This window comes from Aquimarina rubra (assembly GCF_042684305.1).
GTDB lineage: Bacteria > Bacteroidota > Bacteroidia > Flavobacteriales > Flavobacteriaceae > Aquimarina > Aquimarina rubra.
The window spans coordinates 306,075-321,255 of the sequence record NZ_JBHULE010000008.1; the positions used below are offsets into that span (position 1 = coordinate 306,075).

13 protein-coding genes are annotated in these 15,181 nt (G+C 33.2%); 7 read left to right on the plus strand and 6 right to left on the minus strand.

The window, feature by feature from the left end; genetic code table 11:
• Positions 1-131: 131 nt before the first annotated feature.
• The 4 genes from ACFSR1_RS05610 (at position 132) to ACFSR1_RS05625 (ending at position 6,140) form a co-directional block, all read left to right on the plus strand.
• Complete coding sequence (locus tag ACFSR1_RS05610; RefSeq protein WP_378290466.1) at positions 132-1,574, plus strand: glycosyltransferase family 2 protein; 1,443 nt, start codon at positions 132-134, stop codon at positions 1,572-1,574.
• Positions 1,575-1,952: 378 nt separating this feature from the next.
• Positions 1,953-2,135 carry a hypothetical protein gene (locus ACFSR1_RS05615; protein WP_378290468.1) on the plus strand — a complete coding sequence of 61 codons (183 nt, stop codon included), beginning with the start codon at positions 1,953-1,955 and terminating at the stop codon, positions 2,133-2,135.
• A gap of 577 nt (positions 2,136-2,712) precedes the next feature.
• The gene (locus ACFSR1_RS05620; RefSeq protein WP_378290470.1) at positions 2,713-5,265 is read left to right on the plus strand and encodes a toxin-antitoxin system YwqK family antitoxin; all 2,553 of its coding nucleotides are present in this window, start codon (positions 2,713-2,715) and stop codon (positions 5,263-5,265) included.
• A 137-nt stretch (positions 5,266-5,402) separates the two neighbouring features.
• A complete protein-coding gene (locus ACFSR1_RS05625; RefSeq protein ID WP_378290472.1) occupies positions 5,403-6,140 on the plus strand; it encodes a YARHG domain-containing protein in 738 nt (245 codons plus the stop codon).
• 25 nt (positions 6,141-6,165) lie between these two features.
• On the opposite strand, the gene ACFSR1_RS05630 is transcribed toward ACFSR1_RS05625, so the two are convergent.
• Entirely contained in the window at positions 6,166-6,879 is a 714-nt protein-coding gene (locus tag ACFSR1_RS05630; protein WP_378290474.1) for a LytR/AlgR family response regulator transcription factor, read from the minus strand.
• A gap of 18 nt (positions 6,880-6,897) precedes the next feature.
• On the minus strand, positions 6,898-7,938 hold the full coding sequence (locus ACFSR1_RS05635) for a sensor histidine kinase (protein WP_378290476.1): 1,041 nt from the start codon (positions 7,936-7,938) through the stop codon (positions 6,898-6,900).
• A 207-nt stretch (positions 7,939-8,145) separates the two neighbouring features.
• Between ACFSR1_RS05635 and ACFSR1_RS05640 the strand changes: the two genes are divergently transcribed.
• Complete coding sequence (locus tag ACFSR1_RS05640; protein WP_378174826.1) at positions 8,146-9,015, plus strand: DUF5694 domain-containing protein; 870 nt, start codon at positions 8,146-8,148, stop codon at positions 9,013-9,015.
• A gap of 138 nt (positions 9,016-9,153) precedes the next feature.
• Here ACFSR1_RS05640 and ACFSR1_RS05645 read toward each other — a convergent pair whose 3' ends face one another.
• Positions 9,154-9,900, minus strand: a complete 747-nt coding sequence (locus ACFSR1_RS05645) for an acyl-CoA desaturase (RefSeq protein ID WP_378290478.1) — start codon at positions 9,898-9,900, stop codon at positions 9,154-9,156.
• A 256-nt stretch (positions 9,901-10,156) separates the two neighbouring features.
• Between ACFSR1_RS05645 and ACFSR1_RS05650 the strand changes: the two genes are divergently transcribed.
• Positions 10,157-11,743, plus strand: a complete 1,587-nt coding sequence (locus ACFSR1_RS05650) for a phytoene desaturase family protein (RefSeq protein ID WP_378290480.1) — start codon at positions 10,157-10,159, stop codon at positions 11,741-11,743.
• A 76-nt stretch (positions 11,744-11,819) separates the two neighbouring features.
• Positions 11,820-12,044: a (4Fe-4S)-binding protein gene (locus tag ACFSR1_RS05655; RefSeq protein ID WP_378290482.1), complete on the plus strand. Its 225-nt coding sequence runs from the start codon at positions 11,820-11,822 to the stop codon at positions 12,042-12,044.
• 79 nt (positions 12,045-12,123) lie between these two features.
• On the opposite strand, the gene ACFSR1_RS05660 is transcribed toward ACFSR1_RS05655, so the two are convergent.
• The 3 genes from ACFSR1_RS05660 to ACFSR1_RS05670 form a co-directional block, all read right to left on the minus strand.
• A complete protein-coding gene (locus ACFSR1_RS05660) occupies positions 12,124-13,521 on the minus strand; it encodes an NAD-dependent succinate-semialdehyde dehydrogenase (RefSeq protein ID WP_378290484.1) in 1,398 nt (465 codons plus the stop codon).
• Positions 13,522-13,569: 48 nt separating this feature from the next.
• Positions 13,570-14,310 (minus strand): SDR family oxidoreductase, encoded by a 741-nt coding sequence (locus tag ACFSR1_RS05665; RefSeq protein WP_378290486.1) that lies wholly within the window; start codon positions 14,308-14,310, stop codon positions 13,570-13,572.
• Positions 14,311-14,794: 484 nt separating this feature from the next.
• Positions 14,795-15,148, minus strand: coding sequence for a DUF3307 domain-containing protein (locus tag ACFSR1_RS05670; protein ID WP_378290488.1), 354 nt, complete (start codon positions 15,146-15,148; stop codon positions 14,795-14,797).
• Between the last annotated feature and the right edge of the window lie 33 nt (positions 15,149-15,181).

Sequence of the window (15,181 nt, forward strand, 5' to 3'; positions counted from 1 at the left end):
TAGCGAAAATACACACTTGTGGAAATAATACACACTTTCATTTTTTGGTATTTTTCTTAAATTGCTGGTATTCAATAGTGTTTGTAAATGGTATCAATTTTGGTTCTGCAGAGTGGTAATAAAAATACACTATGGAGATATCAAGATCTATTGAAATCACAAAAAGCCAGGTAATCGAAAGTTCGTTTGCTGATCGTATAAAGAGAAGTATGGCCAATGCGTCCTATTCTTTTATATTATTAGGGACATTTTTGCTGTTATTTGGCGCTGCATCTTTATTCTATTTCTTACAACCTTATTTTGAAGAAATTCATTTAGAAAGAATGAATACAGTTTGGGGCATTAGTTTAATGATCACAGGAATCTCTTTGTTATTAATCAAAGTAAGTTTTCTAGTGTTTATCCTACGTTTATATCTTAAATATAAAGTCATTGATACGGTTTCTGATCGAGAATTACCATTGTGTACCGTTATTGTACCGGCGTATAATGAAGGTGAATTGGTATATAAAACCTTACATAGCTTAGCAGAAAGTGATTATCCCATCGAAAAACTACAGATTATTTCTATCGATGATGGTAGCCAGGATGATACCTGGGATTGGATGCAAAAAGCAAAAAATGAATTAGGGAATCGTGTATCTATCTATCAACAACCCGAAAATAAAGGAAAAAGACACGCGCTTTATAGAGGCTTTAATTTAGGAATGGGAGATGTATTTATCACAGTAGATAGCGACTCTATTGTCAAAAAGGATACCCTACGTATAATGGCTTCGCCTTTTGTGAAAAATGAAAATTGCGGTGCGGTTGCAGGAAATGTTCGTGTATTGAATAGAGACAAAGCACTGATACCACGTATGCTTAATGTGAGTTTCGCTTTTAGTTTTGAGTTTATTCGTTCTGCACAAAGTGCGATTGGTTCTGTTTTATGTACGCCAGGAGCTTTATCGGCATATCGAAGAGAAGCAGTGATGAACTGTCGTCAAGCCTGGATTACACAAACGTTTATGGGGCAGGTTTCTAAAATAGGTGAAGATCGTGCAATGACCAATATGATTCTAAAGCAGGGTTATAATGTGTTGTTTCAGCGAAAAGCTTATGTGTATACTAACACTCCCGAACGTTATAAGAACTTGTATAAGATGTTTATACGATGGGAGCGAAGTAACATTCGTGAGAATATCGCGATGAGTAAATTTGCTTTTAGTGATTTTAGAGAAGGAGCAAAAAGCGGCACCAGAATATTGTTATTAAACCAGTGGTTAAAAATGACAATGGCTTATCCTGCTACCTTGTTAATGTTATTTTTTATATGTACATATCCAATATTATTCTTTAGCTCTACATTGCTTAGTATATTAGTGTTTTCTAGCATACAAGCAGTATTCTATGCTAAAAAGCATAGTATATCAGAATCACTATGGGCATATCCTTACAGTATTTTTTATGCATTTACTTTGTTTTGGATTACACCTTATGCCATAGCCACAGCCGGTAGAAGTGGTTGGCTTACACGTGATTTGACTAAAAAAGAAATAGAAGAACAGCAACAAGTGGTTTCTATATCTTAATCGTATGAATTACCCTTTTCATATCAATTAACCAACCGGTTTATTTCCTTTTTCAGGGTCTTGAATGTTTTTCCCAAATAAACTTTCAGACCCTGAGGAGATATACTTTTCTAAAAGAATGATACTACAACAATAACACCCAAACTCAACTACACTTTTTTTTGTTATCAATCTAACTATGATAGCTAACCTACTAAAACTCCTCCTATTGTAAATAGGGGGAGTTTTGCTTACTATAAGAATATCATACTATTTGCTGATGTAATTTCTTCAAAAAGAAAGGTTTTGAGAATATTCAAATACTGATATTTATCATAAATCGATAGGCCGTTTTTATCGTATCTTTAGTACATATTCACACCTTAAAACAATATCGTTATGGAGTTTATGGAAATTAAAGACAAAGACGGTAAACAACACTATATTAATCCAGACCATATATCTGCAATCACAGAGGTAAATGGACATTGCAAAATCAACCTAATGGGGCACGATTACATTTTTGCAGGAGAAAATCTTGAAGATGTAAGACTGCATTTGATGTCTTTTAAGCATTATTAATGTACTAGTTTTTGATCCTTTTTAAAAAGTATTGAACCACTCTTGAACCTTTTTACAGCATATGGTATTTAGAGTCAGGGGTTTACTTTGGTATTGTTCCCGGTTTAATTTGAGTTCGATATAACTTGGTTATGATATCAAGCGTGAAATTGTATGGTTTTTTCCTAATGAAAAGATGAAAAATTACGCGCCTTTCTAAGATCGAACCTAGAGTGACCTTTCAACAAGTTAGAGAGGATAAGCTTTATGACAGAGTCTTTTGTTTTCGATCTATTGTCTTAGACAGCTGCTAAAACTATAGAGTTTTTTATCGAACTCAAATTGGTTTGGCTTGTATTTAATATATCTATGTTAATCACGATGCGTCTGCATTAACTTTATGCATCCTTTAAATTAAAGCTCTCTTTTCTTTAAAGGGTATATGTTTATAAAGAACCGTACTAAACGTTATTTCTATATAGAAGGAAGAAATTTTCTTTTTTCAGTGAATAGAATATCCTTGTTTTCAGGGGTAGTTATTCTTCCTGTGATGCTTACTTTTACGATTCTAAATGAATAGTAAAGTAGTAGCTCGATTATGATTATTTCGAAAAAAAATATTTTAAAGTTTTTATTTGTTTGCGTAGCAATATGTAACCTAAGTTTTAAGGCTTTTGGTCAGAACGATACCATTTGGTATGATCAAAAATGGCAAGAATCCTCAAAGGAAAATGCAGCGTTTTATCGTCCTCCTTCGGTAAAAAATGGTGATTTGTACGTAATAAAAGACTACTATATCAATGGCCAATTACAAATGGTAGGAACCTCTACAGAAAAGGATAAAGCTATCTGGGAAGGAAAAGTTACTTGGTATCAAAAAGATGGAAAAGTACAGCAGGCGTTTACCTATAAAAACAATCGCTTGGATGGTGAATTTATTACCTATTACAAGGATCAAAAGCTGATTGCGCAATATAAAGACGGACGTTTTTTTTCTGGAAAAACCAATTTTATAAATAAAAATTCTCAAACCTTCAGAGAAAAAAAAGATAGTATTATTAGAGAAGTGATTTATGACAAGGACCTGAATGGAACACGTTATGAAATTTATAAAAAAATCACCAAAGATTATCCAAAGGAAACAGGAGTAAAGTACTATGGTAACGAAGGTGAATATTTGGGCACATCTTCCATAGATTCAGAAACCGGAAGGTACCAAGGTGTTTTTGTATATTATTATAAAAATCCTCTACGAGTAAGAAAGATTGTTGATCATAAGTATAAGGGCGGAAGAGTTAAGGCGACCTATTATCCTAATGGTGGTATCAGAGAACGATTCATAGACAAACCAGAACCCAAAATGGAGTACTATGATCAAAAAGGGACTTTGATAAGTACAGTTGGAATTGGAGATCCTAATAAAACCTGGGATTTTAGAGATGGAAAACGAGTTCAGTTTTATTCGGATTCAAAACCGGAAGAAATGCATTTGATAGATTTTATCGAAGAATTTGATGTAGAAGGAAATATTACCTACGCCGAGTTTTATCACAAAAACCAGCAAATACAATCAAAAGTTTTTTATGAAGATAAATACAAAAAAGAAGTTATTAGTTTTGATAAAAGTGGTAATCAAATTGCTAGGGTAACCTTTAAAAACTATGCTCCTTTTCAAGGTACTTTATTGGATAAATTCAAATCTAAAGTCTATGAACAGGGTAAGTTGATTAAGGAAACCAATTTTTACCCGGATACGACTATACCCTTTAGTGTATTTGAAAACAAAAAAGCAGTTTTTTATAACAAGAATGGGGATGTGCTTGGTGAAATAACTTCAAAATCTAATAGCTTTTTAAGTGAAGAGGATGGGACTCGATATTATATTGATTTTGAAGGAAGAATTATTCGCACCGCTACCTATGTAAAAGGAACAAAAACTTATGAAAAGGAATATAGACATTATAAAGAAGATACAACGAAAACAGGTATCAAGGAACGTTTTTATGAGGGATATAATATTATAAAAGAAGTATCCTTCTATCATGATACACCAAAAAAACGCTCTGAACTTTTTTATAAAAATGGAAATAAAGTTAGAGAAGTATTTTATGATAGAACAGGAAAAGAGGTTGCTACCTATGATTATGAACAAAAAGATGGTACTCTGTTTACTTATTTCTATGATACTGATGTAGTAGATGAATATCAAGAATTTGCTAAAGGGAGGTTGATAAAAAGTATAAAGTATAAGAAAAAATATAAACGTAACGCTGATGAAACTGAATCCTATGTGCTAATAGAAGATCTGGATATTAATACCGAAGCAGTTTTTTATAATGAAGAGGGTACCGTGATAGCAAAGTTAGTTTTTAAGGATAAAAAACCGTACGAAGGAGTTGGTTATGATTATAAAAGTAGAACCTATTATACTTTTAAAGATGGTAAAAAAAATGGATCCTATAAAAAGATGGGATACAATCAGAAGGTTTTAGAAGAAGGTTTCTATATCAATGATTTAAGACAAGCCGCCTTTATTACCTATGATTTTTATGGTAACAAGACTGTAGTCAAAAATTACAAAAATGATAAACTAGAAGGTGAAACTATTTATTATAATGAAAAAGGAGAAGTAGTCAGCAAGCTTGTGTATAAAAATGATCTACCTTTTGAGGGAAAAGCGATAGGTAGAGATGAAGAAATATGGTATGAGCAAGGTACAATCACGAAAAAGATAAAAACAACAGAAAATCAGGTCATAGTAACAAATTATATGACTGTAGATACCCAAGAAGTGATTGTTTATACCTCAAATAAGAAAAATAAAATATACCTATATACTTTAAAAAATTATAAACTACACGGAGACGTTATACGATACGACCTTAAAGGTAACCTACTCCATAAAGCGAAATTTGATAAAGGTATACTGAAATCTGGAGCTGTTTTGGTCAAAGAAAACTCTTATAGATCACAGGACTATACTAAACTACTTATTCACAAAAAAGAAGAAACCATATCAATAGAATGTTATAATAAAGATGGTGAAGTGGTGCTGGAAGTGAAAGAGAAAGCTAATTCGTATGGTGAATATACAAGTATTAATAAGTTAGGTTTCTATTTTAATAATATTGAAGCCAAGTTACTTTTATAAGAGTAAACAGATTAGACATATTTTAATCGTTACCTTGAAGGAATGAAAGGTAACGATTGTCTTATAAGTTCTTGTCCTGGGATCAAAGGTTATATAACAAATCTTATATTTGTAAAACCAACATATCCAATCATCTTATGAAAAGACTAATACTATTATGCCTTCTAGGATTTACTATACAAATACAAGCTCAGTTAGAAGACTGTGCTGAGTGTGATACCATTACTTACACAACCAAAGACATTACTAAAAACAGCCTTTACGACCTTCAGCTTTTGCGAAATGAAATTTTTGCCAGACATCAGTATGTTTTTAAAGATGAACGTTTATTAGAATATTTTCAGGAATATCTCTGGTATCAACCCGATTATAACAATCCTGCAGAAGTAAGTCTTAATGCTGTAGAAAATGCCAATATTGCTCTTTTCAAAACTGCTGAAGATCGTATAAAGAAGAAACGAAAACGGTTATTTAGTGAATTAAAAGAGTTAAAAAGAGTCCTGAAGCAAAACGACACTATTACGATTAATTTATTTCTGGATGATGGATTGTCTGACGGAGCCAATAAGACCGGAGCAATCAAAGAATTAAACGATATTCTTACGACAATTAATCTAAAAGATGTGAACTGGTACAAAGATACCGCCCTATACAAGGTATCTGTGGATAATGGATTCTTGGTTCGTATTACTGATTTAAGAATCAACGGGGGTGAGGTGATCCTTAGTACAGGAGATATACAACACTCAGAGATTATGACGGAACCTTTTCAGTACGGGAGTAGTTACTATTCTGAAAGTGAATACAATTCTACCTGGATTTTTAAGTTTGATGGTGAAAAGTTACGATTGGTAGAACATATGGTTGCAGGTTAGTTGACAAGATTTTGAGATACATTTCTCAAAGTTGATGATTACCAATAGTGTCAAAAAAAGATTTTCTGTATGTATTTCCGATAGGTAGTTCTTTCTGGTGTATCCAGATCGAATCATTGTCAATTTTATCAATATGTTTGATAGCGATAATATAGGATTTATGTATTTGTATAAAACTAGATGTAGGCAAGGTTTCCTTAAAATGTTTTAGCGTATTATAGGTAATGATTTGTTGATCGTACAGATGGATCGCGATATAGTTCTTAAGGCTTTCTATATATCGTATATCTTTTAAAAATACTTTGGTATACTTATTCTTCCCATCTGTTTTAAAAAAGAAAAAATCATCTGTATTTTGATCCAATACTACATTTTGACTAGTGCTTTCTTTAATTTTTGATATAGCTTTATAGAAACGTTCAAATTCTATAGGTTTTAGAAGATAATCGGTGGCTGATACTTCATAGCTGTCTAGGGCAAATTGAGGATAAGCTGTAGTGAAAATGATTTTGGTTTTTTTGTCAATAATCTTAGATAATTGAATCCCGGTTATTTCTGGCATTTGGATATCTAATAAGACCAAATCAATAGGTTCACTTTCCAAATATTTTAATCCCTCCAACGGATTCGTAAATGTGTTTTTTACCTTTAAAAAGGACACCTTGTTGCTATATTTTTCTAACAACCTAATGGCAGCGGGTTCATCATCAATAATTACACAAGTAAATATATCCTTCATGTTTAAAGTATTATAAACTTACAGTTCAAGTTTTAAATATGTCTCGAATTGGTTCTCATCTTTTTGATGTTCCAAGATATAATTATCCTTGTATATTACCTCAAGTCTTTGCTTAATATTTTTGGTACCAATACCAGGTTCTGTATACGTATCCGAGGTATTTATATAATTTTTAGTTTTTAGTTCTAGTGTATTTTCATTAATAAGTAAGGATATACTGGCCGGACAATTCTTGTCATTGATAATACCGTGTTTACAAACATTCTCTACAAAATGTATTAAAATGAGAGATGGTATTTTTTGAGAATGTATAAAACCATCAATATGTAATAACACATGGAAGTTATCTTCATATCTACGCTTAAAGAAATACAGATAATCTTCGATAAATGCAATTTCTTTATGTAAGTAGGCTAAGTCTTCATGAGTTTCGTAGGTAACGTATCTTAATAATTTGGATAACTTCATAATATCACTGGCAGTGTCCGGCTTTTCATCATACAATTCTTCATAAAAGTTATTTAATGTATTAAACAGGAAGTGCGGACTTATTTGTGATTTTAACACGGATAATTTAGCTTTTTCGTGCTCAATTTGTAGATGATGCATTTCTTCTTTACTTTGATTAAATCTAAAAAATAGACAGACAACAGCACTTACCAAACAAACTCTCAATGTGTAATAAAAAGAATCAAATAAATATGTACTTATAAATTCTGATATCGGAATGGTCATAACGTAATTATGTATTCCAATGATATGGTATAAGATAATTTCTTCTAGCAAAAATCTAATTCCTGCAAACAGTAAAATCATTGCAATAAAAGAAAAGAAGTATTTCGCGTACTTTTTCTTAAATAAAAATCGTGGTACACTGTATATATAGTTTACGGCATATACAAGTAGTAATGATATTGTAAAAGTGGTTTTAAATAAAAATAAATCAAGACTGGTTGAAAAAATATCTTTTTTAAAAATTATATAATCACCCAGAACATCCAGAATTAAAATAGTTATGATGATGAGTAAGTTGTAAAGAAATTCTTTTTTCGTATTCATATATCAAAAATACTTTTAAATGGGTACTGTTTTGGTTAAATAGTACGAACAATTCCTTTTCTAGGATGAACTACTATTTTGGCACAACAAATACTAATGTTTTATAATAACTATTATTGGCATAATGATAATGGGTGTTTGTGTAAAACTCATATACTTTGTGTGATAAGACAATAACATTGTATAGAATTTAATAATTTATATACAATGAAACACAGTCTATTATTACTCGTTAGTATCAGCGCAGTCTTTTTTACCAACAAAATGAAGGCGCAAGAAGTATCAAAGGAAAATGAAGGAATCCTGAAACCATATGCAACCTATTACCCAAAACAGAAAACAAAAGTATTGGTGGTTGGTACTTTTCATTTTTCATATCCGGGTTTGGATTACACCAAAACCAATGAAGATGATAAAATTGATGTGCTCAAAGAGCCTAAAAAATCCGAAGTAGAGGAGTTAGTAGCTTATATCAAAAGATTTAAACCAACCAAAGTAGCGATCGAGGCGAAAGAAGATTGGGGTATGGATAAAGAGTATGCCGAATATAGAGAAGGAAAACACAGAAACGTTAGAAATGAAAGTTATCAGCTAGGAATGCGTATAGCGAATGATCTGAAACATGATAAAATTTACTCGATAGATGCTACTACATTTAGTTCAGATTTAGAAAAGAAATATCCCAAAATGATGAAGGAACTTACAGAAGGTTATGATTTTCAGTCAGAAGATCCTTATGCTCAGATGGTTCAGAAATCGTTTGATGCATCTACCCAATTTCCTGCAAAAGTGAAGATTTTGGATTATTTCAAATTTATGAATACGATAGAAGGTCATCAGAATAATTATGGAGCGTATTTGGTTGGAGATTTTAAATTAGATGACAACCGTGGTGCAGATTTTTTATCTATATGGTGGTACAATCGAAATCTACGTATGTTTAGAAAAATTCAGCAAATAGATCAAAATGAAGAGGATAGAATACTAGTAATTGTAGGTAATGGGCACGCATCTGTATTAAGACATTTATTCGAATACTCGCCGGAGTATGATTTTGTAGAATTTAGTAGTCTGTGATGTGAAATAAAAAAGTAGAATAAATAATAAACAAAAATATCCAGCATGTTACGCTGGATATTTTTGTTTTAATAAAGCATTGGTCATCTAGTACCGAAGAAGTATCATTATTAGATGAGACTACTACAAAGGCTATTATTATTTTACACGAACCGCGCTCTTTTTTAATTTAATGATGCGTAGTTTATCTAACACTAGCATGATGTAATACGTTGGGTCGATTTCGTGCCATCGTACACCACCAAAATTAGCTCTGCCACTATGTTTATGATGATTATTATGATAGCTTTCACCCATCATCAAGAAATCAATAGGCAATAGGTTTTTAGAAGTATTATCGACTTTAAAATTCGTGTATCCAATGATATGTCCAAACCAGTTAATAATGACTCCGTGTATAGGTGCCATAAAAAAAGCTACTGGTAGAAATAACCAGTGCCACCAAACCGAAGCAAAAAAATAAAAGAATACCGTATATCCTAGTCCCCAAGCGATTCTGGAGAAATTGGAGCTGGCAAAAGCATCAAAAGATTTCCATTGAGGAGTATTTTTGGTAAACTTTGAATCTAGTAAAATTCTTTCATTATTAATGTCCTGGTATATATTTTTGGTACGCCACATCATGCTAAACATATTATTATCATATTTAGGAGAATGCGGGTCTTTTTCTGTATCTACAAAAGCATGGTGCATGCGGTGCATCACACCATAACCATAAGCACTAAGATAATTAGATCCCTGACATACCCAGGTAAGGAAAAAGCATGCTTTTTCAGTAAAATTAGACATAGTGAAGGTCTGATGTGCTGCATATCGGTGTAGAAAGAAACTTTGAAAAAATAAACCTGTATACCATAATACAAGCATAAAAATTAGAATAGCCATTTTTAGTGGAATGTTGAGTTTGTAATTATTTTGATTTGTGGGTATCTTAACTAGATTTCCAATACTGATCCGTTTGGTTATTTAGAAAAGAACGCTGCAAAAGTAAGGATATACCAGATGAATATGGTTATATAGTAGTTATATTTTCTGTACTATTATCTTTACATAAGAATAACAAAAATAACTTTTCAGCTAAGTAAATTACGACCAGAATTCTTCTTAGATTTGGGAAACAACCTAAACCAATTAAAACAAAATGATTCAATCCTATAAACAACGGCCGCGGTTAGAAGAAAATTATGATACCATTATTATTGGTTCGGGAATGGGAAGTCTTACTGTTGGGGCTATATTAGCTAAAGAAGGGAAGAAAGTACTGATCCTGGAACGTCATTATACTGCAGGAGGGTTTACACATATATTTAAAAGAAAAGGATATGAATGGGATGTAGGGATTCATTACATCGGAGGTGTACAGCAAGAAAATAGTCCTATCCGAAAGTTGTTTGATTATATAACCGATAGTAAGCTGGAATGGGCGGATATGGGAGAGGTATATGATCGCATTATTATTGGGGATACATCCTATGATTTTGTAAAAGGGGTTGAAAATTTTAGAAATCAAATGGTTAGCTATTTTCCTGAAGAAGAGAAAGCAATTGATGGATATATTGATTTGGTTTTTAGAGCGAACAAGGTAATGGGATCTTTTTATAAAGAAAAAGCATTGCCGGGTTTTTTACGTTTTCTGATCGGTGGATTCTTAAAACGACCGTATTTAAAATATGCAGACCAAACTACCTATGATGTACTTAGTAAGCTTACCAAAAATGAACGCTTGATTAAAGTCTTATCCGCACAGTATGGTGATTATGGTTTACCACCTAAGCAAAGTAGTTTTGCGATGCATGCGTCTGTGGCTAGACATTATTTTGGAGGAGGAAACTTTCCAATCGGTGGATCTTCCAGAATTGTAGATACGGTGGATCCGGTGATTGAAGCTTCTTCAGGTACGATACTTACCAACGCCGCAGTGGCTGAGGTGATCATTGAAAATAATAAAGCTAAAGGTGTTCGTATGATCGATGGAAAAGAGTTTTTTGCAGATACCATTATTAGTGGCGTCGGAGTTTTTAATACGTTTGAAAAATTAATTCCCGAATCTGTTGCTATTCATCATAAATTGAATGAAAAGCTTCAAAAAGTAACACCGTCAGTTTCCCATGCATGTTTATATATGGGATTTAAGAGTTCTCCAGAGGATTTACAATTACCCAAAACTAATTTTTGGATCTATCCTGAAGATTTAGATCACGATAGTTGCGTGGATCGATATCTACAAAATGAAGAAGCACCGTTTCCGGTAGTATATGTTTCTTTTCCCGCTGCCAAAGATCCTGATTGGCCCAATAGATATCCTGGGCGTAGTACTATTGATATCATTACTTTGGTTCCATACGAAACAGTGTCAAAGTGGAAGGATACGCGTTGGATGAAAAGAGGAGAAGAATATGAAGCCTGGAAGGAGAAGATTGCTCAGCGATTAATGAAAGAATTATTTAAACAACTTCCACATCTGGAAGGACAAGTGGATCATTATGAACTTTCTACACCATTGAGTACGGAGCATTTCGTAAATTATCAAAAAGGAGAGATTTACGGAATTGATCATACACCAGAGCGTTTTCGTCAGAAGTTTCTACAACCCAGAACTCCAATTAAAGGTTTGTACCTAACCGGTCAGGATATTGTTACCGCAGGAGTAGGTGGTGCGTTGTTTGCAGGAGTTGTTACAGCATCAGCTGCTACTGGTACAAATTTTAAGAATAAGATTTTTGGCTAGTTTACGTGATAAGGATTCCGCCGGATATTCTTAGAAGAATTATGTATCTTTAGAATGAACTCTTAACACTGTAGATATGGCAACAAATGATATTAAAAAAGAATATACAAACGGAGAACTTACCATCGTTTGGAAACCCGGAAAATGTATTCATTCAGGAGTTTGTGTAAAAACTCTACCAAAAGTATATCACCCAAAAGATAAACCCTGGATTCTACCCGAAAATGCTTCAACAGAGGCTTTAAAAAGTCAGATAGATGCCTGCCCGTCTGGTGCATTGGGTTATTATATGAATACATAATATTGATTATAAATTGGACCAAAAGGAAAACCGAATTTCTATGTTAGAATTCGGTTTTCAAGTTTGTGGATAGCCATAATTATTTTGAGGCAATCACTATAGACTTTATGTTCACGAATTCTTTTATACCAAAACCTCCGTGTTCACGACCGTAACCTGATCTTTTCACTCCTCCAAAAGGCATTCCCGGTTCTGCTAATCCAAAAGAGTTAATAAAGATCATACCAGTGTCAAAATGATTCTGTGCCAGAAGAATTGCTTTGTCTATATCTTGAGTAAAGATACCACCTCCAAGACCGAATTTACTGTCATTAGCTATTCTCATCGCATCTTTTTCATCTTTAGCTTTAATCAAAGAAGCTACCGGTCCAAATAGTTCATCATCATATGCGGGTTGTCCGGGAGCTACCGATGCCAAAACGGTAGCTGGATAATAAAATCCATCTCCCTCTGGAATTTCTCCACCACAAAGTATTTCAGCACCTTTTTCAACGCTTTTCTCAACCTGCTCGTGAAGCTTTTCTCTTAAATCCTCCCTGGCAATGGGTCCCATGTCAAAATCTGAAGAAGTAGGATCTCCAATTTTAATACCTTTCATAGCTGTTACAAAAGCATCTTTGAATTTATCGTAAATTTTATCAACTACGATAAAACGTTTTGCTGCTATGCAGGTTTCACCATTGTTGTATATACGACCTTTTACGCACATTTTTACTGCTAGATCCAGATCAGCATCTTCCAAAACTATATACGCATCGTTACTTCCTAACTCCAATACGGTCTTTTTTAGTTGCGCTCCGGCTTTTTCAGCGATCATTTCTCCAGCATTCGGACTTCCCGTTAGGGTAATACCCCGTATTAACTTATTTTTAATAATAGCATCTGATTGATCGTGGTTGATTACTAATACACTGAAGAGATGCTCGGGTAAACCGGAATCTAGAAATACTTTTTCTAACAGTTTAGCACTTCCGGTAACATTAGCAGCGTGTTTTAGCAATACTCCATTGCCAGCCATTAAGCTTGCCACGGCATAACGCACAACTTGATAGGATGGATAATTCCAGGGTTGTATTCCGTAGATCACACCTATTGGCGAATAGTTTACAATTCCTCTTCCACCACCGGAAAGTGTTCTTTCTTCAGACGCCAAATCATTCGGACCATTATTCGCTGTGTATTCACAAATAGCAATGCATAAATCTATTTCTTTCTCACTTTGTTTTAATAATTTACCCATTTCTGTCGTCATCATTTTGGCGAGATCTGATTTATGTTTTTTAAGGCTCGTACCTAATGATTTAATTTTTTCAGCTCTGTCTGATAGAGAAAATGTTTTCCAGTTTAGAAAAGCGTTATGACAATTCTGTATGGTTTCTTCTACAGTTTTATCAGACATGTATTTGTAATGCTTTAATTTCTTTCCGGTGGCCGGATTTATTGTGGTAATTGCTTCTTGATCTATTTCTGTGTCCATGGTATTTTTTGTTTTTAAGAGTAAGCCTAGTGATATTGTTATTTTTAATTACTGTTGTTCGCTTGGCAATACGTGAATGTCATTTATATTAACTCGAGCAGGTTGTGTCAATGCATACAAGATAGCTTCTGCGATATCTTCAGACTCTAACGTTGTCATATTCATCATATCGGAGAACTTATCCAGGATGTCTTGATCTGTAATGGTTTCTGTTAATTCAGTGGATACTGCACCAGGTTCTATAGAAGTTACATTGATTCCATACTTTGGAGCTAGTTCTTTTCGTAATCCTTCAGAAAACATTTTTACGGCCGCTTTTGTTGCACAATACACTGCTCCGCCCGGAAAATATTGATAAGCAGCAGTGGAGGAGATATTAACAATATGTCCGCCTTTGTTTTTAATTAAAGTAGGTAAAACGGCTGATACCCCATTAAGCACTCCTTTGATATTTACATCGATCATCGTATTCCATTCATCTGTTTTAAGCTTTTCTACATAAGACAATGGCATTAATCCTGCATTATTGATAATAACATTAATGGTGTCAAAAGTTTCTAGTGTTTTTGAGACAATGGTTTCAAAATCCTCTTTTTTAGTTACATCTCCTGTAACTACTAAGGCTTTCCCACCTTCATCTTCAATTTTCTTTTTTAATTTTTCTAAACGATCTTCTCTTCTTGCGGTGAGTACTACTTTTGCCCCATGTTTTGCAAGTTTAAGAGCTGTTGCTTCTCCAATTCCGCTGGAAGCTCCGGTAATAATGATAACACTGTTTTCTAGTTTCATAGCAATTTTTTTTAACGTTTAGGTCAAAATTGGACAATACTTAGGATTCTGATTAATTCTATCAGAATTATCTTTGACGTAAACGATATGTAGTTATACGGAAAAAATTCAGAGAGAAAGTTCTAAAAATAAAAAAGCCTGAAAATATGTTCAGGCTTTACTTTTTTAAAGTTCCCAAGGGTGATAACAGAAGCAGCGGTATTCTATCATTCCTGGCTCACAAGGAGGTGCAAAATGACATGTCACAGGACCACCTTTTCCGGTCACTTTTTTTTGTTCGTTCTTTTTAAGAACTTTAACATTGTTTAAATCTAAAATGCTTTTTAACATAATTTGAGTTTTAAGAATAAATGAGCCGTGAACATTTAAAGACACTCACGATGTATGTCTTTCTTTTATAATAAACAGATAAATAAAATTATTATTACAGGAAAATTTCCCTAAAAATTATAATGTTTTATTAAAATTATAACTTGATTGATCTTTAGAACATCACTAAAACCTTGAGGTTGATATAGGTTAGGTATAAGGTAATACCGTGAATCATTTGATCTAAGCCAAGAAGAGGAAAAAAGATTCTGGGATTTTCTCGATAACTGCTAGTAAGTTTACTGGTAAAAAAATCAGTTAGGCCGTGTAAAAAAGTATTAATTAAAACATAAACAATGGCAGTTTTTAAAGAGAACAAGAAAACAGAAAATATCCCCAGTACAATCATATATACCGTAACATGGATGCTGAGCCACTTAATTCCTTCGCTTTTTCGCAATGCCATTTTGGAACTTTGCAGCGCAAAATCTCCTATCCAATGTGCTATGAGAATCAGACTAAAGACCATAGCTAAAAGATATTAATTCAGGCTGTTATAACC

Bases quoted from the DNA above. Each gene is read 5' to 3' on its own strand.
- ACFSR1_RS05615 (WP_378290468.1), top strand. From the start codon at position 1,953: ATGGAGTTTATGGAAATTAAAGACAAAGACGGTAAACAACACTATATT.
- ACFSR1_RS05625 (WP_378290472.1), top strand. From the start codon at position 5,403: ATGAAAAGACTAATACTATTATGCCTTCTAGGATTTACTATACAAATA.
- ACFSR1_RS05665 (WP_378290486.1), bottom strand. From the start codon at position 14,310: ATGAAACTAGAAAACAGTGTTATCATTATTACCGGAGCTTCCAGCGGA.
- ACFSR1_RS05640 (WP_378174826.1), top strand. From the start codon at position 8,146: ATGAAACACAGTCTATTATTACTCGTTAGTATCAGCGCAGTCTTTTTT.
- ACFSR1_RS05610 (WP_378290466.1), top strand. From the start codon at position 132: ATGGAGATATCAAGATCTATTGAAATCACAAAAAGCCAGGTAATCGAA.
- ACFSR1_RS05670 (WP_378290488.1), bottom strand. From the start codon at position 15,148: ATGGTCTTTAGTCTGATTCTCATAGCACATTGGATAGGAGATTTTGCG.
- ACFSR1_RS05660 (WP_378290484.1), bottom strand. From the start codon at position 13,521: ATGGACACAGAAATAGATCAAGAAGCAATTACCACAATAAATCCGGCC.
- ACFSR1_RS05635 (WP_378290476.1), bottom strand. From the start codon at position 7,938: ATGAATACGAAAAAAGAATTTCTTTACAACTTACTCATCATCATAACT.
- ACFSR1_RS05620 (WP_378290470.1), top strand. From the start codon at position 2,713: ATGATTATTTCGAAAAAAAATATTTTAAAGTTTTTATTTGTTTGCGTA.
- ACFSR1_RS05630 (WP_378290474.1), bottom strand. From the start codon at position 6,879: ATGAAGGATATATTTACTTGTGTAATTATTGATGATGAACCCGCTGCC.
- ACFSR1_RS05655 (WP_378290482.1), top strand. From the start codon at position 11,820: ATGGCAACAAATGATATTAAAAAAGAATATACAAACGGAGAACTTACC.
- ACFSR1_RS05650 (WP_378290480.1), top strand. From the start codon at position 10,157: ATGATTCAATCCTATAAACAACGGCCGCGGTTAGAAGAAAATTATGAT.
- ACFSR1_RS05645 (WP_378290478.1), bottom strand. From the start codon at position 9,900: ATGGCTATTCTAATTTTTATGCTTGTATTATGGTATACAGGTTTATTT.